This window comes from Vibrio sp. YYF0003, assembly GCF_036350715.1.
Taxonomy (GTDB): Bacteria; Pseudomonadota; Gammaproteobacteria; order Enterobacterales; family Vibrionaceae; genus Vibrio; species Vibrio natriegens.
In genome coordinates this window covers 444,580-464,366 of the sequence record NZ_JAZDWA010000002.1, presented here as the reverse complement: position 1 = coordinate 464,366, position 19,787 = coordinate 444,580, and the positions used below count along the sequence as shown (strand labels likewise).

Sequence of the window (19,787 nt, the reverse complement as noted above, 5' to 3'; positions counted from 1 at the left end):
GGATTAGCTGTCTGATCCCGGCCTAAATAAGTACCGATAGCCAATCGTAAATGCGATATCGGTACTGTTGTCCATGTTTCCCACATTCTCTATAGCGATGAGCTCCAAAGCAGAGTTTTGCATTAGGTAACGATAGCCAACTTTAATCTCTTTGGCGGCATCGGCAAATTCGTCCGGGCCTGCAGCTGAACCTTGGTACCAGTGGTACTCAATGATCATATGGTGATTTTCGGCAAGGGAGTAACGATAGCCAGCTGAAATTGCAGCCGTGTTCTTTCGATAGGGTAAGTTGAGCATTGCACGGTCGTCAGGACGAAAGGTCATTCCTATCATTGAATAAATGGCATGGTCGCTATTCAGATAGCTATAGTTGACCTGAAAACCTTGTTCAAAACTGCTTCCTTTAAAAGTGCCGTGAGTAACCTTGTCGTAATAAAGGCTGCCACCGAGCGACAAGCCATGCTGTTTGCTTTGAAATATCTGGTATTGGACGTAAGTGGAAATATTATTGGCGATGGTTTCTCTGCTAAAGTCGTCCTCAAAAACGCCGTATTGGGGCATTGATATGTAAGATCGGCCTTTGCCTACTTCATCTCGTCCATTTTGATCGATACTAAATAAATCATGGAATTTTCTAGTAAGACCATCCAGATGGTTATCGGCTTCAAATACCCAGCGATAGTTGAGCTCCCACTGCCAGCGGCTGCTGATTTGCCATTTTCCACCAACCTCGACCTGATTATGATAATAATCTAAAGCGTACTCATCCGTATGAGCCCAGACACTGGCTATTGTGGCTGATGCATAACCTTCAATGTAATCTGAAGGCAAACTAAATCCTGAGCGTAAGTAATTAGTATGACTAACCGATTGTATCGGTGATTGAGCGTAGGCGCGGAGCGGGCCATAAAAGTCATTGGCGGCCAATGCAGGGGTTGAGAAACATACAACAGTGCAAAATAGGGTAGGATGCCATCTCATTTTGATCATATGAATACCTAAACGGAAATGACTCATTAATGTAAATATAGTGTTAAATTTCCATTCTGGTTTCCGATTTTTATTTTCTTTTCTTTGTGTTAACCGTTTTTGCTTGTGTTTAGCGACCGAAGGGTGAAGATTAAATGACAGAGTAAATCGCTCTTTGCATTCTAATTGTGAGCTAGGTACAATCTGCTCTTCCGATAATGGTCCGGTATTCGTATTACCGAGAGACCTTCATCGAATTCAACTATTTTCCAACAAATAGCTTCTAAATTTGAATAACATGTGTTGCTTGGTATGCAACACCACTGTAAAGGACATAGCATGCCTATTATTACTCTTCCTGACGGCAGTCAGCGTCAATTTGACAACCCAGTATCTACAATGGAAGTTGCGCAATCGATCGGTCCTGGTCTTGCAAAAGCAACTATCGCTGGTCGTGTTAACGGTAACCGTGTTGATGCGTGTGACCTAATTGAAGAAGACGCAAGCCTTGAGATCATCACAGTAAAAGATGAAGTCGACGGTCTGGAAATCGTTCGTCACTCATGTGCGCACCTTCTTGGTCACGCTCTAAAGCAGCTTTACCCACAAGCTAAAATGGCGATCGGTCCAACCATCGATAGCGGCTTCTACTACGACATCGACTTAGACGAGTCTCTAACGCAAGAAGATCTTGAGAAGATTGAAAAGCGTATGAAAGACCTTGCGAAGACCAAGTACGAAGTTGTTAAGAAAAAAGTAAGCTGGCAGGAAGCGCGTGATACGTTTGAATCACGTGGCGAACCATACAAGGTGGAAATCCTAGACGAAAACGTATCTCGTGATGATCGTCCAGGTCTTTACCACCATGAAGAATACATCGACATGTGTCGTGGCCCTCACGTTCCTAACATGGGCTTCTGTCAACATTTCACGCTATTGAATGTTGCGGGTGCTTACTGGCGTGGTAACAGCGACAACAAAATGCTTCAGCGTATTTACGGCACGGCTTTCCACGATAAGAAAGCACTTAAGGCTCACCTAACTCGCCTTGAAGAAGCTGCGAAGCGTGACCACCGTAAAATCGGTAAGCAACTAGACCTGTTCCACATGCAGCAAGAAGCACCGGGTATGGTGTTCTGGCATCACAATGGCTGGTCTATCTTCCGTGATCTAGAAGTGTTCGTTCGTGACAAACTAAACGAGTACGACTATCAGGAAGTAAAAGGCCCACTGATGATGGACCGTGTTCTTTGGGAACGCTCTGGTCACTGGGACAAATACGCAGATGCGATGTTCACAACTTCTTCTGAAAACCGTGAATACGCAATCAAGCCAATGAACTGTCCAGGTCACGTTCAGATCTTTAACCAAGGTCTAAAATCGTACCGTGACCTACCGCTACGTATGGCAGAGTTCGGCTCATGTCACCGTAACGAACCATCTGGCGCACTACACGGCATCATGCGTGTACGTGGCTTTACTCAGGATGACGCTCACATCTTCTGTACAGAGAGTCAAATCCAAGAGGAAGTAACAAGCTGTATTAAGATGGTTTACGATACGTACCAAACATTTGGTTTCGACAACATCGTAGTGAAACTGTCTACTCGTCCAGAAAAACGTGTAGGTTCTGATGAAATCTGGGATCAATCTGAAGAAGCATTGAAACAGTCTCTAGAATCAATGGAAATTCCATACGAGATTCAAGAAGGCGAGGGTGCGTTCTACGGTCCTAAGATTGAATTCACGCTATACGACTGTCTAGATCGTGCATGGCAGTGTGGTACGGTTCAGTTAGACTTCAACCTACCTGGTCGCTTAGGTGCAACTTATGTAGGTGAAAACAACGAACGTCTAGTTCCGGTAATGATTCACCGTGCAATTCTAGGTTCCCTAGAACGTTTCATTGGTATCCTTATCGAAGAATATGCTGGTTTCTTCCCAACTTGGTTGGCACCAGAACAGGCTGTTCTTATGAATATTACTGATAAACAGTCAGATTATGTTCAAGAAGTAGTACAAAAATTACAAAAAAGTGGAATTAGAGCTAAAGCGGACTTGAGAAATGAGAAGATTGGCTTTAAAATCCGCGAACACACTTTGAAGCGTGTACCGTATATGCTTGTCGTTGGTGACCAAGAAATGGAAGCTGGCGAAATTGCAGTGCGTACTCGTAAAGGTAAAGATCTCGGTAAATTTAAGGTGGATGATTTTATCTCTTACATCCAAGACGAGATTTCAAGCCGTAAGCTCAATCTGGAGGAATAAGCTATTAAAGGCGGAAGACGCGGCCAACAGCCGGTAAAACAAAACCCACACCGTTTAAACGGTGAAATTCGTGGCGTTCGTGAAGTTCGACTAACAGGCGCTGACGGTGAATCAGTTGGTGTTGTATCGATCCAAGAAGCGATTGCTGCTGCTGAAGAAGCAGGTATGGATCTTGTTGAGATTAGTCCTAACGCTGAGCCGCCAGTTTGTCGTGTGATGGACTACGGTAAATTCCTCTTTGAAAAGAGCAAGGCTGCGAAAGAGCAGAAGAAGAAGCAAAAGCAGATTCAGATCAAGGAAGTAAAATTCCGACCTGGAACTGATATTGGAGACTACCAGGTAAAACTACGCAACCTGGTGCGTTTCCTAGAAGAAGGCAACAAAGTGAAGGTAACAATTCGCTTCCGTGGCCGTGAGATGGCACACCAAGACATCGGTGTCGACGTTCTAAACCGCTTGAAAGAAGATACTGCAGAACTAGCTGTAGTTGAATCTTTCCCTAGCCGTATTGAAGGTCGTCAGATGATCATGGTGCTAGCCCCTAAAAAGAAGTAATTAACGGCTCATAAAGTAATTAAAACCTAGCCGATTCCCTTTGAATAGAAGGTTAGCGGTTGGGTTTTGTTCGCCCTAATTACATTGTTTATTAAACTACTACAATGCGGAGTTATTCATCATGCCTAAGATGAAAACCAACAAAGGTGCTGCTAAGCGTTTCAAGAAAACTGCTGGTGGTATTAAGTACAAGCACGCTACAAAACGTCACATCCTGACTAAGCGTACTACTAAGAACAAGCGTCAACTACGTCCAAATGCAATCCTTCCTAAATGTGAAGTGGCTGCAGTAATCCGTATGTTGCCATACGCTTAATTCTTTATAGTTATCAATCGTTTAGTTTAGGAGAAGCATAATGCCTCGCGTAAAACGTGGTGTACAAGCTCGTGCACGTCATAAGAAAGTTCTAAAACAAGCTAAAGGTTACTACGGTGCGCGTTCACGTGTTTACCGCGTAGCTTTCCAAGCAGTTACTAAAGCTGGTCAATACGCTTACCGTGACCGTCGCGCTAAGAAACGTCAATTCCGTCAACTTTGGATTGCACGTATCAATGCGGCATCTCGTCAAAATGGTCTATCTTACAGCCGTTTCATCAACGGTCTTAAGAAAGCATCTATCGAGATCGACCGTAAGATCCTTGCGGACATCGCAGTATTCGACAAAGCTGCATTTGCAGTTCTAGTTGAAAAAGCGAAAGCTGCTCTTTAATTAGCAGTTTAGGTTTAAGAAAAGGAGAGCATTAGCTCTCCTTTTTTATTACCTCTAAAAGCCAATCCCTCATATTTCTCTCAATTCCCTTATCTCTACTGCTCTTATCGTCTCTCCAGCTGTCATACCATACTTGTCTGTGAGCAGGTGAAAGCCATTACTCAGTCCAACTGCTAAATTCTACGCTTGTCATAGTAGGTTAATCCAAGTCGATGATGATTTTACCAAAGTCCACGGTTTCAATGTCGTAAAAGGGAGGGGGTAGCGATTAATTTCCCCTGGTTTGATAAATTGTATTTTACTGCGCATATTGTGAATTATTATTCATTCAATGTTTTGGGTTGGTAAAGTGTAACATTCTGAAATGGTATAATTTCTATGGTGTAACATTCTGAAGTTTATGAACGGAATGTTGTAAGTGTCTAAATAAATGCTGAATTTATTTGTTTTTATTATCAATAAGATTTGATGGGAATAATGAAATCAACAGCATTTTTCAATGTGCCATTTGTCATGCGAATGTAAGGGGCGGTATATTAATTCATATTTTTATGATAAAAATATGAACTATTCACTAGCTGAGTGATTCTAAGTTGTTACAAATGTTGTGCAGCTGTAACTTTGCCAAAAAGGAATCGTAGATGAGAGATTTGACTCCCGAGTATTTGCTAGCCGCTTTAAGACAAGCGATTAAGACAAAAGGGCTAACATATCGAGAGCTATCTGAAAAAATGGGCATGCCGTTGTCCACTTTTAAAAGACATTTAACCAGTACCAACCTAGCTCTAGATAAATTACTCGAATACTGCAGAGCCATTGATTGCACGTTAGATGAACTGCAAAAGCTAGCAGACCAGCTTCAAGGTGAAGACGAAGACTACTTTAGCCGCACTCAAGATGAAGTGTTTTTCCAATACCCACACCTTTACGACTTTTATCGCGAGTTAAGGATGCTACGTGGTAAAGACGGTTACTCTATTTTGAAGAAAAAGTATGAACTGTCTAAACAGAGCATGTCTGATTATCTCAAGGCTCTTGAGCTGTTGGATCTCGTCTATGTTGATGAAGAGAACAATATTACCCTGCATGGTCCGCTTTTTTACAGCTATGCTGAGAACTCGAAGCTTAACGATAAATACACAGAAATCATTAAAAAGCAGGCCATTGCCGCTGAGAACTGTGTCCGTGTTGCTTTGGCAAGGATGAAGATCACTGAAGAGCAGCTTTTACAGCTTGAAGACATTGTCGCCAAGACAGTGCTTGATTTCCATTCAAAGAATGTTGTCGCAGAGAACTATGACGTTTCGGATTTCACCAACATCGTCGTATTGGCTGGCCCGCATCAGCCTGTCACATTCTCTGATGGCATTACTGAGACAAACACGCATTTTATTGACGACATTCGCTATGCGATTGCATCCGCGGGTGAAAAACCGAGTTTATCTATTTAACTATTCTTCGCTTGTTGGTATCTCTACTATTTCTTAAACCATGGGATGTCTGAAATAGACATTGGTTTGAAATAGTAGCGGTATCTTGCAGCAGCTTCGAAATACTCTCGCCGTGAATGTTTACGGTTTCCCTTTGATTAGTTGTTCTTTGTGAAAATCACGTATTGTTCGAGTTTCATTTTCCGTAATCAACTCAGATGAATTCGGCTCAATTTAATAACAACAGTGCTTTTTTTGCGTTTTTGTGTTCTTTTTATTCAATAACCTCTTCTTTTCGTAATTCAATTTGGCATTGGTGTCTGGTTTGGCTACTATGTACAGCTATCAAAAAACCAATCACTCCCTTATGGATACTACCAACAGGTAGATGAGGAAACGATGCAACATCTAGAAGAGATCATTGCTAGCGCAAGCACTGCAATTGAAGCTGCCGAATCGCTAGTCGCACTTGATGAAGTGCGTGTTCAGTATCTAGGTAAGAAAGGTGAGCTAACTGCTCAGCTTCAAAGCCTAGGCAAACTACCACCAGAAGAGCGCCGTGAAGCTGGTCAAGAGATCAACAAAGCGAAAGGTGCCGTTCAGCAAGCAATCGCTGCTCGCAAAGACGCGCTTCAACGCGCTGAGCTTGAAGCAAAACTAGCTGCTGAAACCATCGACGTAACCCTGCCAGGTCGTCGTATTGAAAATGGTGGTCTACACCCAGTAACTCGCACTGTAGAACGTATTGAGAAGTTCTTTGGCGAACTTGGTTTTAACACTGAGTCTGGTCCAGAGATCGAAGATGCATTCCACAACTTCGATGCGCTAAACATTGCCGCTGATCACCCAGCGCGTACTGATCACGATACTTTCTTCTTCAACCCAGATTTGATGCTTCGTACTCACACGTCAGGCGTACAGATCCGTACGATGGAAAATGGCAAACCACCATTCCGTTTCATCGCACCGGGCCGTGTATACCGTAACGACTACGACCAAACGCATACGCCAATGTTCCACCAAGTGGAAGGTATGCTGGTTGATGAGAACGTAAACTTTGCTCAGCTGAAAGGCATTCTGCACGATTTCCTATGTAACTTCTTCGAAGAGGAAGTAGAAGTACGTTTCCGTCCATCTTACTTCCCATTCACTGAGCCTTCAGCAGAAGTAGACGTGAAAGGTAAAAACGGTAAATGGCTAGAAGTACTAGGCTGCGGTATGGTTCACCCGAACGTACTACGTAGCGTAGGCATCGATCCTGAAAAATACTCTGGTTTCGCATTCGGTATGGGTGTTGAGCGTCTGACGATGCTTCGTTACGGCGTGAACGACCTGCGTGCGTTCTTCGAGAACGATCTTCGTTTCCTAAAACAGTTCAAGTAATCCAGAGGGTTCATTAACATGAAATTCAGCGAATCATGGCTTCGTGAGTGGGTAAACCCTGCGGTTACTACTGACGAGCTAACTCACCAAATTACAATGGCCGGCCTTGAGGTAGACGACGTTCTTCCTGTAGCGGGTTCATTCACTGGCGTTAAAATTGGTCACGTTGTTGAATGTGGTCAACACCCAGATGCAGACAAACTACGCGTAACTAAAATCGATGTGGGCGAAGAAGAACTTCTGGACATCGTTTGTGGTGCGCCTAACTGTCGTCAAGGCCTAAAAGTTGCAGTTGCTACAGTAGGCGCAGTGCTTCCTGGTGATTTCAAAATCAAGAAAGCAAAACTACGTGGTCAGCCATCTCACGGCATGCTTTGTTCATTTACTGAACTAGGTATCGACGTAGAATCAGACGGCATCATGGAACTGGCAGAAGACGCAGCGATCGGTACTGATTTCCGCGAATTCCTAGGTCTAAACGACGTAACGGTAGACGTAGACTTAACAGCAAACCGCGCTGACTGTTTCAGCATCCGTGGTATGGCTCGTGAAGTAGGCGTACTTAACCGCGCTGATGTAACTGAACCTGCAGTAGAAGCCGTTGCTGCTTCTATTGAAGATACAGTATCTATCGACGTAAAAGCGCCAGCAGCGTGTCCACGTTACATGGGCCGTGTAGTTAAGAACGTAAACGTTCAAGCTGAAACTCCACTTTGGATGCAAGAGAAACTGCGTCGTTGTGGTATCCGCTCTATCGACCCTGTAGTAGACATCACTAACTACGTACTGCTTGAGCAAGGCCAACCAATGCACGCGTTCGACCTAGCGAAGATCGAAGGCGGCATCGTTGTTCGTCTGGCGGAGCAAGGCGAGAAGCTAACACTTCTTGACGGTAGCGAAGCAGAACTAAACGCAGATACTTTAGTTGTCGCTGACCACAACAAAGCACTCGCTATTGCTGGTATCTTTGGTGGCGAAGGTTCTGGTGTAACATCAGAAACTAAAGACGTCCTACTTGAGTGTGCGTTCTTCGCACCTGACCACATCCGTGGTCGCGCGCGTAGCTACGGTCTGCATACTGATTCTTCAATGCGTTATGAACGTGGTGTGGATTACGCACTTCAAGCAAGCGCAATGGAACGTGCAACAGCACTTCTTGTTGAAATCTGTGGTGGTGAAGTGGCTCCTGTTGTTGCGGTTGAGTCTGAAGCAGACCTGCCTAAGCCAAACAAAGTAGCACTACGTCGCGCGAAACTAGACAACCTACTAGGTCACCACATCGAAGATGCTGACGTTGTAGAAATTCTGGAGCGTCTTGGTCTAACGGTTGAAGCTTCTGCTCTTGAAAACGGTGAAGCAGGTTGGGTTGCTATTGCTCCAACGTGGCGTTTCGATATCGCTATCGAGCAGGATCTGATTGAAGAAGTTGGCCGTATCTACGGTTACGACAATATTCCAAACCAGCACCCAGCAGCAGCGCTTAAGATGCACAACCACGTTGAAGCGGATCTTCCACTGAAACGCGTTCGTGATCTTCTTGTTGACCGTGGTTACCACGAAGCAATTACTTACAGCTTCGTTGAGCCTGAGCAACAAAAACTGGTTGTTCCGGGTGTTGAGCCGCTAGTGCTTCCAAACCCAATTTCAGCAGATATGTCAGCAATGCGTCTTGGCCTTATCCAAGGTCTGTTGAACACGGTTGTTCACAACCAGAAACGTCAACAGCCACGCGTTCGTCTATTCGAATACGGTCTGCGTTTCATCCCATGTGAATCTGCTGAAAACGGTATGCGTCAAGAGCCTATGCTAGCAGGTGTTATCGCTGGTACTCGTAGCGAAGAGCACTGGGACATCGAAACTAACACAGTTGATTTCTTTGATCTTAAAGGTGATCTAGAAGCGATTCTTGAGCTATCTGCTAACGAAAAAGCGTACTCTTTCGCAGCAGCGAAGCATCCTGCACTTCACCCAGGTCAATCTGCTGCAATCATCGTAGATGGCAAAGAAGTTGGTGTAATCGGTACGGTTCACCCAGAGCTTGAGCGTAAGTTTGGTTTAAACGGCCGCACTATCGTATTCGAAATCGAATGGTCTGCAATTAACGCTAAAGTGATTCCAGAAGCAGTCGCGCTTTCTAAGTTCCCTTCAAACCGTCGTGATATCGCGGTAGTAGTGGATGACGCAATTGCTTCAGGTGACATTGTTAATGCTTGCCTAGAGCAGGGTGGCGAATTCCTGAAAGATGCGAAACTATTCGACGTTTACGTAGGTAAAGGCGTTGAAGAAGGTAAGAAGAGCCTTGCAATCGCTCTGACTCTACAATCAGTAGAGCGCACGCTTGAAGATGCAGACATCGCGGGTGCGGTAGAAGCTATCGTTGCTCACGTATCTGAGAAGTTTGGTGCAACTCTACGTGACTAAGCGTATCGCAACTCTTCTCTAATTAGAGTGTTTAAAAACCCTGCCAACTCGGCAGGGTTTTTTTATACTTTCAGTCAGTAAATCAAAATAAACGAGCATGACAAATAAGGAACGTTCCCAACTAAAAGTGAAGATAATGGCGTTTAATGGACTTTATCGGGTCTAAAAACAAGACCTACCTCAACTATGGCTACTTAAAATATGTGGAAAACTAGGAAATTAATGGATGCTATGCTAATTTTGCAAACGTTCCCAATTTAACTGTTTAGGTAAACTGATGTCTTTAGCACCATACTTTGATGTTTGTGGCGGTATTGAAAATATCACCCGTACTCTGCTTACAGAAAAAGACCTTATGATAGAAGTCCGGGATAAGCATTTAGTTCAGGATTCTGAACTGATAAAAGCCCGAGATCAGATTCAGGGAGAGACTCAGTTAACATTCTCCCGTCCAGAGAGCTTGACCACAGAGATGTTGCTCAAAGTGGGGGAAGATATTGCGGCCCAGCAATCTAAACGTTTTTCTGTTTTACAGCAGCCTGTTGAGTGCGAATATCGCCCATCATGGCATATCTCTCCACCGCAGGGGTTGCTCAATGATCCCAACGGGTTTATTTATCATGATGGTGCTTATCACCTGTTCTACCAATGGTTTCCTTATGGCTGTGAACACAAGGACAAACATTGGGTGCACCTAACGAGCCAAGACTTGGTGGAGTGGGAATGGCAATCCGTCGCTTTGACGCCTTCACTTTGGTGTGACAGCCACGGTGTGTTTTCTGGACACGCATTAAGTCAGGGGAAAGAGTTGATGCTGTTCTACACCGGAAATACCCGTATAGGGCAAGAGCGGGACAGACAAACTACCCAATGTTTAGCGACCTCTAGCGATGGTTTGAACTTTACCAAGCATGGCCCCGTCATTGACGCTCTGCCACCTAATGTCACCCCACATATTCGAGATCCAAAAGTCGTTCGTCATAACGATAAGTGGCTAATGTTGCTCGGTGCACAGACAACAGAGCTGAAAGGGCGTCTGGCTATTTACCAGTCTGAAGATCTGTACCAATGGGCGTTCGTTGGTTTATTTGGTGAAGAGATGGGTGATTTTGGCTACATGTGGGAATGCCCGGATTTGTTTACATTGAACGAACAACTGTTTGTCGTTATTGGTCCACAGGGTATTCCCTCATTCTCTGAACATAACACCATTCCTCATCATAATGGAATTGTGAAAGCGCAATGGGTTGATGGTGATGGCTTGAGAATGGGTGACTTTCAGCATTTAGACTACGGTTTTGATTTTTACGCACCGCAAAGTATGCAAACGCCGGATGGCAGACGTGTAATGTGTGGCTGGATGGGGTTGCCCGACGAAGTAGATCAGCCAAGCACCGGTAACGGTTGGGTACACCAGCTTACTGCGATGAGAGAGCTGTCGTATCGGGATGGTGCTTTATACCAGTGGCCTATTCTTGAAATGGAATCCTTGATTGAGTCTTCTTCTGAGATCAAATTGGATTCGAATGGCGTGGATGTTGGGACTAAGTCCTTTGATCTGACGGTTACTTTAGATTGGGGCGACGAACTGAATCTATTTGAAAACTCCGTGCAGAAATTCGTATTACGAGCGGATGAAGAAAACCGACGTCTGATAATGGATCGTTCACAAACACTTAATCGTGCCCAAGATACGATTCGTGAGCTGCCGTTGGCGAGTGAACGTATTGAACTTCGTATTCTTGCCGATAATTCTTCGCTTGAAGTGTTCGTTAACGGTGGTGCAGCGGTCATGACGTCGCGTGTATTCACGGATAAAGATGCGACGAAAATTTCGATTCAAGGCGAAGAGAAAACAGCGACATTCCGCCTTTATAAACCGATTAAAGCGCCTTTTAGTCAAAGATAAAAATGGTTGCAAACAATCCCCGCACTTGCGGGGATTTTTCTATTGGTCGATTGTTTCTTTAATCTAGATGTAAGCGATGAGGGCATCCTGAGTTGGTAATGCTGTCATTGCGCCTTTTTGAGTTGTGGCTAACGCGCCGCAACCATTCGCCCATGTCACCGCGGCGTGAATAACCTCTTTATTCGCCCATTCAGTATGCTGAGCTAATTTCGCCAGCAAACCACCGACAAACGCATCGCCAGCACCCGTCGTATCGACTGGTTTTACAGCTTGACCAGCAATCAACTCTTGCTCTCCTTCAAAGACGGTCAGTGCGCCTTTCGCACCTTGAGTGATTAAGACCAGAGTATTATTGTAAACTTTGATCGCTTCTAAGCCTTCTTCTAAAGAGCTGGTATCGGTTAAGAAAAGTAGCTCATCGTCTGAAAACTTGACGACATCTGCCAGTTCTATGGCTTGGTGAACCACAGGTTTCAGTTGCTCTGGGTTCGCCCACACCTCCTCTCGAAGGTTAGGATCAAAGCTAACAAAGCCACCGGCTTGTTTAACGTCTCGCATTGCTTTTAGAGTACTGCTTCGGCTTGGCTCGTTTGCCAGAGCGATGGAACACACATGCAGCCAGTCTCCCTTCGTGAAAGAAGGAATATCTGTAGGAAGCAAGAACTGATCAGCACTTGGTTTGACCATAAAGGTAAAGCTACGCTCACCAGAATCATCCAGATCTACAATGACAGTAGACGTTCGTTGTGCCTCGTCAAGCAACATAAAATCGGTATTGACGGTTTCGTTGGTCAACGTTTCCTTCATAAAGCGACCTAAAGGATCAAGCCCCACACGGCCAAAAAATGCAGCCGCGCCGCCCAATCGTGCGATAGCAACTGCGACATTAGCAGGTGCGCCTCCAGGACATTTCAAATATGTGTCGTTGGCATCCGGAATCAAATCAACCACGGCATCACCAGTCACCCAAATCGTACTCATCATTCTTACCTTAAACTTCTTAATTTCACTGAGAGTATTTTTAGCTAAAACGATTTAGCTAATCAATGGAAATTGACTTATCAGAAGCAAAAATGATCCTGATTGTGATCTACGCCGCGAGTCGACAATGCAGCCTTAGTCCCAAGATACTAAAAGTGATGGTTTTCGACGTTTTCATCGGTATGATGACCGCCGATGTGTCGAATCCAAATAGCCAGAGCGAAACTCATCTCGGAAGGGTAAGGTGAAGAAGAAAAAACTAAAGTTAGCAGATATCGCTGAGCTCGCTGGAGTTTCAAAGTCCACCGTTAGCTTTGTCCTCAATGGTCATGCGAAGAAACATCGTATTAATGAAGAGACCGTAAAGCGTGTTCAAGCTGTGGTAGATGAACACAATTACGCTCCGAGCTTATACGCTCGCGCTTTAAAGGCAAACCGTACCTACACGCTGGGTCTTGTTATTCCTGATTTGGCCAATATGGGTTTTGCTACAACGGCCAAGTTTTTGGAGAAGTTGGCGCGTAGCCATGGTTATCAGCTTTTAATCGCCTCTTCTGAAGACAACCCGAAACAAGAAAAAGCGGCAGTTAAAAGCTTGCTAGAAAGGCAAGTCGATTTGCTAATGGTGGCAACGGCTATGACTGAAGACACCTTCTATCGCAAAGTCACCGAGCAAACCCCCGTGTTGGTGTTCGACCGTATTTTCGACGCCACGACGTTAACGACGATAAAAACGGATGCTTATAACGCGACTAAGCAACTGGTAGAGAAGCTGTGTCAGCAAGCGGAAGAATGTGCTTATTTAGGCGGACAGTTAGAGCTCTCTCCGAGTAAAGATCGATTCTCTGGTTATCAGGCGGCTGTGTTAGCCGCTGGAGTGGAGTTGGATACGGAGTTAGTGAAACACAAAGATTATCAACCCGACTCCGGTTACGCCATGATTGAGGAAATCCACCAGAATATTGGGCGTTTGCCAACTCGCATATTTGTCGCTTCGTATTCGATTCTCGAAGGTGTTTTGCGTTATATGTCTGAGCATCAGTTATTGAATGCTAATGTGAAAATAGCAACGTTCGATAACTCACCGATTTTAGATTGCTTACCGATCAACATTGATTCAATCGAACAAGATTGCGAGCTCATCGCTAAAACGTTATTTGAGCAAGCAACGGCATCTATAGGTTCACCCGATCGTAAAGCCGAGCATCTGATTCTTCCTGCGAAACTGCACTATCGTTAAGCTAGCTAATCTCAGCGCTAAGAGAGCGACAACGTATAAGAGAGAAGAAGGGGTAGGGTCAAGACACTGAAAAAGTTGCCAAATAACACCATCGACGCCACTTTCATCGGTTCTATATTGAGTCTCTCTGCAAATAAATAGTTCATAACCGCAGGCGGTAACATGGTGAAAAGTACCATCATCTGCAATTGCATTGTGGGTAACGGAATAAACCAATAGATAAGCGCAAAGGCAACTGCACCTGTGGTCAGCGATTGTACCGTACATATCACGCCAACTCGCAGACCATCCAATCGTAAGTTGCACATTTGTGCCCCGAGAGAGAGCAACATTACCGGTACTGCGGCCTGACCTAATAATGCCGTCGCTTCATAAAGCGGTGCCCAAGCGCCAATTCCTGACAAGTTCAGGCCCAGCGCGAGAGAAGCCGATAAAAAGATTGGCATTTTTATGATCTGTTTTAGTGGGTTGCCACTGCTGAGAAGCATCACCCCTAAACTAATGTGCAGACAGGCCGATACAACAAACAGTAAGACGGCAGAAGAAAGCGCCACGTCTCCGAACGTATAAGTAAATAGTGGGATAGCCAAGTTGCCACTATTGCGAAACATGTGGGGTGGTGCCCAGGCTTTGAAAGTTAATCCGGTCGCTTTACAGATCGGTATCATGACCAATCCAGGGACGAGAACCGCAACAATCGCAGCAAAAAGAAGAGGGCCTTGTTCCGCATCGAGCGGCATGCTGACTAGAGACGAAAACACCAGCGCAGGCGTAAAGACATCAATATTGATTCGATTGATTGGGCGAAAATCTGGCTTGATATGCCGACCGACTAAATAGCCGACGCCGACAAGAGCGAAGACGGGAAAAAGAATATTGATGACTTGATTAATCATGACCGCACTTTAATTAAAGGTAAAAGATGTGATTATTTCGTTAAGTAATGAATCTAGGTTCACACTAACAACCTTTGATTAGTGAGTCATCGTAAAACAGTGAGAATCTTGGCGTTTATCAAGCTTTATAAAAGTAAAACTGCTGGTAAGTGGTCATACTTCTTATCAAGTGTTTATGTACCTAGTTACTTACAAATCAATGAAATACCGACAAGTTCTATGTCAGGTGTTTGTAAAATAGCCTATACCTGATAAATTTATTAAATGGTTTTTTATTTCAAATTTTACCAATTTATTGGTTTAATTGACTGGTTGAGTTTTGTATTTAAGAACTCTCTAAATAAAAAATGTTAAAATGTTGGTATTTAACAATAATTTATACAGCCATATTCCATTTATTCGCAAAGAAAAAAGTTGGCGAAAATCATAAGCTTGTCATACACTTCCTGATGTAACCCCGATATGTTCTTGAATTGGTAGGGTAAAACTGCTCTGGCGCTACACTAAGTAGCATTGTTTAACATAGCTTTGAGGAAAGTTTTATGGCGCTCACAAAAGCCGAACTGGCAGAAAACCTGTTTGATAAATTGGGATTTAGTAAGCGGGACGCCAAGGAAACGGTGGAAGTGTTCTTTGAAGAAATTCGCAAGGCACTAGAAAGTGGCGAACAGGTAAAACTGTCAGGTTTTGGTAATTTTGATCTTCGTGACAAGAATGAACGGCCTGGTCGTAACCCGAAAACTGGTGAAGATATTCCAATTACTGCTCGACGTGTAGTGACTTTCCGCCCGGGTCAGAAATTAAAAGCTCGCGTAGAAAATCTTAAGAAAGAACAGTAAGCTAACCAAATAGATCACGCTTCGTCGTGGTCTTTTGTCGTGCATGCATTTTCGTTTCGGCATGCAAAAGAAAACCACCGCATTGCGGTGGTTTGTTGTTTTCAGGGAAGCAATTTTTTATGCCGCTTCTAAGTGAGTTGTTAAGTATGGTTGCCACGCGTGCTGGTACAAGTTCTTAGCTTGGCTTCGCATGCTTCGAATCGCTGCCGTTTCAAATTCAGTCAGCTGGCGTTTTTCTGCCATTGCCTGACGTTCAAGCTTTTGAATTTTCTCATAAAGGTCATGCTCAGGACCATTCTTCACATCCGCAATGGCTTTCAAATGGAGCTGAACTTCTGCAATTAGGTTTGTTTTCGGTAAACGAACCAGTAAGTTTAAATCTCGGTAACCCGAAGGTCCCGGCTTTTTGAATCTGTTTTTCACTTTAACGATAGTTGTTTCGCGCTCTAGTGTTTCATAGATAGAGACCAAACTTGCCACATCTTCCGCAACTATCGTCGCACGTGCTAGATCGGTAATGCGTTCAACCTGACCATCCAGTTCGTAAGCAATTTTTTCCTCTGCACGTTGTTTGGATTTTACGCCAGCGAAGTAAGGTTGGGCGTCGTTGAGAAGGGCGGTACTTTTACAGATGGTTTCCAGTTCGAACTGAGCTTGGTGAGCTTTGGAGTAAAGAATATCAAAATCAGCGTATGGCTGGGTTGGATTTGAGTCGATAGTTTGAATGCCATATAAGCCACTTAGGCTATGTTTGAAGAGTTTTGAACAAACCTCGTTTTGACTTGCAGAACGATTCTGTTCACTAGTTGTTGGCGCAATAGGCATTGCGGCAATTGCAGGTGCACGGCTTAGTACCAAAAGCATCAATGCTGCTGTACGTAAAAATAAGCTCATTCACTCTCCTTAACTTGCTTGCACTTAGAAAATGGGGACAAAGAAGTCGCTAAGATTTGCAAATCAGGTTGTTATTAATAAATGGGGATCTTTTGAAACATTCCAAGGTTAACTCTCATGTTTACAGTGGAATTATGCGTTAGATCACTATTTATATTTTCATTATTCTGTTAATTAAACGTCAGTATCATTTCGTATATCGTGATTGCATCGTAGCATTTGAGGATTAACGAAAGATGAACGGCATAGACAAATTCGAAAAAATCATTAGTCTTACTCCACAAAACGTAATTCAGCCGATAAGTAGAAAGTAAAATGAGAGACCCAGAATTTTGGCACAATAAGTGGGCCAGCAATAAAATCGGATTCCATTTGGAAGATGTAAATCCATTACTGCCTCAGCATTGGCACCACACCAACCCTAAGCGCGAAGACACTGTGTTGGTTCCGCTTTGCGGTAAGTCTGAAGATCTTGTGTGGTTGGCGACCAAACATGATGAAGTGAATGGCGTTGAATTAAGCCAAATTGCAGTTCGAGCTTTCTTTGCAGAGCACTTTTATACTCCAACTGTTACGCCAATAAGTGGTACGCATGAGTTGTATCAGTTTGATGAGCTTTCTATTTATACCGGAGATTTTTTCACGGCACCGGTTTCTCAAGTCGATATCATTTACGACCGAGCGGCTTTGGTTGCGCTGCCACAGGAGATGAGACAAGAGTACGCCGAACGTTTGAAAGAGTTACTTAAACAGGGTGGCCGTATTCTGCTTGTGACACTCAATTACCCTCAGCAAGAAATGGCGGGACCTCCATTTAGCGTACCAGTAAACGAAATCGAACAGTTATTCTCGGGTTACAAAGTGACTTGTCTCAACGTGGACGAAGCGGATGAGAATCACCCGAAAATTGCTAAGCAAGGCTTAAGTCGTTTTTCTGAAGAAGTGTATTTGATTGAAGCTCAGTGATTTCGAACAGCGTAAGTGACTGACTACGTGTACGAAAAGACTAAAAAAGCGCAGCTATTAAATAGCTGCGCTTTTTTGTTGATAAAAGATGGCTTAGTAAACGATGTTTACCTTCGATGCATTTGCTACCGCATCTTGAACGGACTCTTCTGTACTATTTCGACGAGTAAGAACAACACCTAAGCGGCGGCGACCGTCGATTTCTGGTTTGCCAAATAGGCGAACTTGAGTCTGTGGTTGTGCCAGTGCTTCAGACACATTGTCAAAACGAATGTTTGTTGACGTACCTTGACCAAGAATCACCGCTGATGCAGAAGGACCATATTGAACGATTTGGTTAATCGGCATACCAGTAAACGCGCGCACGTGCAGTGCAAACTCAGACATTTCTTGAGAAATAAGCGTAACCATACCTGTGTCATGTGGACGAGGAGACACTTCGTTGAAGATGACTTTATCGCCCTTCACAAATAACTCAACACCAAAAATTCCGTAGCCGCCAAGTGCATTCACTACTTTTTTCGCAGTGTATTCCGCTGCTTTGATGGCTTCTTCTGACATCGCTTGAGGCTGCCAAGACTCACGGTAGTCACCATCTTCTTGACGGTGACCGATTGGTGCGCAGAAGTGTACGCCGTCAACCGCACGTACGGTTAGTAGGGTGATCTCGTAATCAAAGTCAATAAAGCCTTCAACAATGACACGGCCAGCACCAGTGCGGCCACCTTCTTGAGCGTAGTTCCATGCTTTTTCAATATCAGCTTCTGATTTAATGACACTCTGGCCTTTACCAGATGAGCTCATCACTGGTTTAACTACACAAGGGATGCCAACAAATTCAACTGCTGCTTTGAAATCGTTGTAGTTGTCTGCAAATCGGTAAGGGGAGGTAGTAAGCTCAAGCTCTTCAGCAGCTAAACGACGAATACCTTCACGGTTCATTGTAAGCTTAGTCGCTTTTGCTGTTGGAACGACATTCAGACCTTTTTCTTCTAACTCAACCAGTTTATCGGTCGCGATAGCTTCAATTTCAGGAACAACATAAGCAGGTTGCTCTTTATTGATGATTTCTTCTAATGCTTGACCATCCAACATATCAAGCACGTAGCTGCGGTGAGCGACTTGCATCGCCGGTGCATCCGCATAGCGGTCACACGCGATGACTTCCAGACCTAGTCGTTGGCATTCAATCGCGACTTCTTTACCAAGCTCGCCAGAGCCTAAAAGTAATACACGAGTAGCGTTTGCGCTGGTTGCAGTACCGAACATATCGTTCCCTTACAAAATAAAGTGATGAGACAGAATTTGCAGGGGATCATACTGAATTTTTATCGTAAAGCAAACGTTTGCGTATGGTTTTTTGCTAATAAAAAAGCTCTACATCATGTAGAGCTTTCATCGACATCATTATGTAAATTACACGTTAACGAAACTTAGTGGAATGTCGGGATTCAACGCTTCTAACGTTGATTGCGTATCAGCAAGATGACTGATCTTACCTTCTGAATTTTCCACTAAAGCGGCCGCTTTGATGCTATCAAAGGTTTCACCCGCCAGTAGCACTTGAATCAAAGCAACTTGAAGAGGAGGAAGGCTCGGGTTAAACGCCGCATTCTCTGCGTAAGCGCCTTGGAAAACGCGACCATCAGCAAGCTCTAACGCCAGTCCACTCAGGTTATTGGTGTAAGGAGCATGGCTCATGTTCATCGCATCGACGGCTTTTTGAATCAACGCATCGTTCTCATCACATTCGAATTGATGCTTAACTTCTGCCATTAAGCCAGATTTGATACCCAAATCGGCCGGGCCAAATGCTTCAGGCAGATATTCATGTAACGATTTTTCTTCACGCTCTGGCAACTGGACTTTTAACTCTTTCGCTGTAGACAGCTCGTTCATGAACTGACGACAGTGGCCACAAGGGCTAAAGTTAATCGTGATGTCTTTAACACCGCGTTCACCCTTCATCCAGGCGTGGCTGATTGCAGATTGTTCTGCGTGAACTGTTTGCCCAAGTTGAACGCCAAGAAACTCCATGTTTGCGCCGAAGTAGAGACGGCCAGAAAGCCCGCGAACAATGGCACCAACATAAAACTCAGAAATAGGCGCGTAAGAATAAGCAGCGGCAAAAGGAAGCAGAGCAACACGCAGCTCTTTGTCAGATAGAGCGGTAGCAGACAGTAACTGCTCAAACTGCTGTGCTGAAAGAGTAGCATCAAAATCGTCGGCTAAAACGATAGGAGCAAGTTGGTTTGAAAGTGCTTCAGGTGCGCTTGCTAGCGCTTGTTCAATGCGACTTTTCATGTTGAATCCTTGTTATTGCATG

17 protein-coding genes are annotated in these 19,787 nt (G+C 44.3%); 11 read left to right on the top strand and 6 right to left on the bottom strand.

Annotation, left to right across the window (positions count from 1 at the left end; genetic code table 11):
* Positions 1-3 precede the first annotated feature (3 nt).
* On the bottom strand, positions 4-990 hold the full coding sequence (locus V1U08_RS08645; RefSeq protein WP_118118269.1) for a DUF3187 family protein: 987 nt from the start codon (positions 988-990) through the stop codon (positions 4-6).
* 318 nt (positions 991-1,308) lie between these two features.
* Between V1U08_RS08645 and thrS the strand changes: the two genes are divergently transcribed.
* The 8 genes from thrS (at position 1,309) to V1U08_RS08605 (ending at position 11,645) form a co-directional block, all read left to right on the top strand.
* Positions 1,309-3,237, top strand: a complete 1,929-nt coding sequence (thrS, locus tag V1U08_RS08640; protein WP_330470417.1) for a threonine--tRNA ligase — start codon at positions 1,309-1,311, stop codon at positions 3,235-3,237.
* A gap of 3 nt (positions 3,238-3,240) precedes the next feature.
* A complete protein-coding gene (infC, locus tag V1U08_RS08635; RefSeq protein WP_076633413.1) occupies positions 3,241-3,792 on the top strand; it encodes a translation initiation factor IF-3 in 552 nt (183 codons plus the stop codon).
* Positions 3,793-3,913: 121 nt separating this feature from the next.
* On the top strand, positions 3,914-4,108 hold the full coding sequence (gene rpmI / locus V1U08_RS08630) for a 50S ribosomal protein L35 (RefSeq protein ID WP_005377932.1): 195 nt from the start codon (positions 3,914-3,916) through the stop codon (positions 4,106-4,108).
* A gap of 40 nt (positions 4,109-4,148) precedes the next feature.
* Positions 4,149-4,502 carry a 50S ribosomal protein L20 gene (gene rplT, locus V1U08_RS08625; protein ID WP_004727974.1) on the top strand — a complete coding sequence of 118 codons (354 nt, stop codon included), beginning with the start codon at positions 4,149-4,151 and terminating at the stop codon, positions 4,500-4,502.
* Positions 4,503-5,143: 641 nt separating this feature from the next.
* Positions 5,144-5,953, top strand: a complete 810-nt coding sequence (locus V1U08_RS08620; protein WP_020333032.1) for a helix-turn-helix domain-containing protein — start codon at positions 5,144-5,146, stop codon at positions 5,951-5,953.
* Positions 5,954-6,331: 378 nt separating this feature from the next.
* Positions 6,332-7,315, top strand: a complete 984-nt coding sequence (gene pheS / locus V1U08_RS08615) for a phenylalanine--tRNA ligase subunit alpha (RefSeq protein WP_014231614.1) — start codon at positions 6,332-6,334, stop codon at positions 7,313-7,315.
* 18 nt (positions 7,316-7,333) lie between these two features.
* A complete protein-coding gene (gene pheT / locus V1U08_RS08610; RefSeq protein WP_330470416.1) occupies positions 7,334-9,736 on the top strand; it encodes a phenylalanine--tRNA ligase subunit beta in 2,403 nt (800 codons plus the stop codon).
* A gap of 277 nt (positions 9,737-10,013) precedes the next feature.
* Positions 10,014-11,645: a glycoside hydrolase family 32 protein gene (locus V1U08_RS08605; RefSeq protein WP_330470415.1), complete on the top strand. Its 1,632-nt coding sequence runs from the start codon at positions 10,014-10,016 to the stop codon at positions 11,643-11,645.
* Positions 11,646-11,708: 63 nt separating this feature from the next.
* Here V1U08_RS08605 and V1U08_RS08600 read toward each other — a convergent pair whose 3' ends face one another.
* Entirely contained in the window at positions 11,709-12,626 is a 918-nt protein-coding gene (locus V1U08_RS08600) for an aminoimidazole riboside kinase (RefSeq protein ID WP_330470414.1), read from the bottom strand.
* A gap of 244 nt (positions 12,627-12,870) precedes the next feature.
* On the opposite strand from V1U08_RS08600, the gene V1U08_RS08595 reads away from it, so the two are divergent.
* A complete protein-coding gene (locus tag V1U08_RS08595) occupies positions 12,871-13,866 on the top strand; it encodes a LacI family DNA-binding transcriptional regulator (protein ID WP_330470413.1) in 996 nt (331 codons plus the stop codon).
* Positions 13,867-13,883: 17 nt separating this feature from the next.
* Here V1U08_RS08595 and V1U08_RS08590 read toward each other — a convergent pair whose 3' ends face one another.
* Entirely contained in the window at positions 13,884-14,762 is an 879-nt protein-coding gene (locus V1U08_RS08590) for an AEC family transporter (RefSeq protein ID WP_020333039.1), read from the bottom strand.
* 542 nt (positions 14,763-15,304) lie between these two features.
* Between V1U08_RS08590 and ihfA the strand changes: the two genes are divergently transcribed.
* Positions 15,305-15,601: an integration host factor subunit alpha gene (ihfA, locus tag V1U08_RS08585; RefSeq protein ID WP_005462650.1), complete on the top strand. Its 297-nt coding sequence runs from the start codon at positions 15,305-15,307 to the stop codon at positions 15,599-15,601.
* Between the two features lie 117 nt (positions 15,602-15,718).
* Here ihfA and V1U08_RS08580 read toward each other — a convergent pair whose 3' ends face one another.
* Positions 15,719-16,495 (bottom strand): phosphoribosylglycinamide formyltransferase, encoded by a 777-nt coding sequence (locus V1U08_RS08580; RefSeq protein WP_014231621.1) that lies wholly within the window; start codon positions 16,493-16,495, stop codon positions 15,719-15,721.
* A gap of 315 nt (positions 16,496-16,810) precedes the next feature.
* On the opposite strand from V1U08_RS08580, the gene V1U08_RS08575 reads away from it, so the two are divergent.
* On the top strand, positions 16,811-17,461 hold the full coding sequence (locus V1U08_RS08575) for a thiopurine S-methyltransferase (protein ID WP_330470412.1): 651 nt from the start codon (positions 16,811-16,813) through the stop codon (positions 17,459-17,461).
* Between the two features lie 93 nt (positions 17,462-17,554).
* Here the strand turns inward: V1U08_RS08575 and purT are convergent, their stop codons facing one another.
* Both purT and cdd read right to left on the bottom strand, forming a co-directional pair.
* Positions 17,555-18,730 (bottom strand): formate-dependent phosphoribosylglycinamide formyltransferase, encoded by a 1,176-nt coding sequence (gene purT / locus V1U08_RS08570; protein ID WP_330470411.1) that lies wholly within the window; start codon positions 18,728-18,730, stop codon positions 17,555-17,557.
* Positions 18,731-18,877: 147 nt separating this feature from the next.
* A complete protein-coding gene (gene cdd / locus V1U08_RS08565) occupies positions 18,878-19,765 on the bottom strand; it encodes a cytidine deaminase (RefSeq protein ID WP_330470410.1) in 888 nt (295 codons plus the stop codon).
* Between the last annotated feature and the right edge of the window lie 22 nt (positions 19,766-19,787).

What these genes read in the sequence shown, in the direction of transcription:
- V1U08_RS08645 (WP_118118269.1), bottom strand. Translation starts at nt 990, where the DNA reads ATGATCAAAATGAGATGGCATCCTACCCTATTTTGCACTGTTGTATGT.
- thrS (WP_330470417.1), top strand. Translation starts at nt 1,309, where the DNA reads ATGCCTATTATTACTCTTCCTGACGGCAGTCAGCGTCAATTTGACAAC.
- rpmI (WP_005377932.1), top strand. Translation starts at nt 3,914, where the DNA reads ATGCCTAAGATGAAAACCAACAAAGGTGCTGCTAAGCGTTTCAAGAAA.
- rplT (WP_004727974.1), top strand. Translation starts at nt 4,149, where the DNA reads ATGCCTCGCGTAAAACGTGGTGTACAAGCTCGTGCACGTCATAAGAAA.
- V1U08_RS08620 (WP_020333032.1), top strand. Translation starts at nt 5,144, where the DNA reads ATGAGAGATTTGACTCCCGAGTATTTGCTAGCCGCTTTAAGACAAGCG.
- pheS (WP_014231614.1), top strand. Translation starts at nt 6,332, where the DNA reads ATGCAACATCTAGAAGAGATCATTGCTAGCGCAAGCACTGCAATTGAA.
- pheT (WP_330470416.1), top strand. Translation starts at nt 7,334, where the DNA reads ATGAAATTCAGCGAATCATGGCTTCGTGAGTGGGTAAACCCTGCGGTT.
- V1U08_RS08605 (WP_330470415.1), top strand. Translation starts at nt 10,014, where the DNA reads ATGTCTTTAGCACCATACTTTGATGTTTGTGGCGGTATTGAAAATATC.
- V1U08_RS08600 (WP_330470414.1), bottom strand. Translation starts at nt 12,626, where the DNA reads ATGAGTACGATTTGGGTGACTGGTGATGCCGTGGTTGATTTGATTCCG.
- V1U08_RS08590 (WP_020333039.1), bottom strand. Translation starts at nt 14,762, where the DNA reads ATGATTAATCAAGTCATCAATATTCTTTTTCCCGTCTTCGCTCTTGTC.
- ihfA (WP_005462650.1), top strand. Translation starts at nt 15,305, where the DNA reads ATGGCGCTCACAAAAGCCGAACTGGCAGAAAACCTGTTTGATAAATTG.
- V1U08_RS08580 (WP_014231621.1), bottom strand. Translation starts at nt 16,495, where the DNA reads ATGAGCTTATTTTTACGTACAGCAGCATTGATGCTTTTGGTACTAAGC.
- V1U08_RS08575 (WP_330470412.1), top strand. Translation starts at nt 16,811, where the DNA reads ATGAGAGACCCAGAATTTTGGCACAATAAGTGGGCCAGCAATAAAATC.
- purT (WP_330470411.1), bottom strand. Translation starts at nt 18,730, where the DNA reads ATGTTCGGTACTGCAACCAGCGCAAACGCTACTCGTGTATTACTTTTA.
- cdd (WP_330470410.1), bottom strand. Translation starts at nt 19,765, where the DNA reads ATGAAAAGTCGCATTGAACAAGCGCTAGCAAGCGCACCTGAAGCACTT.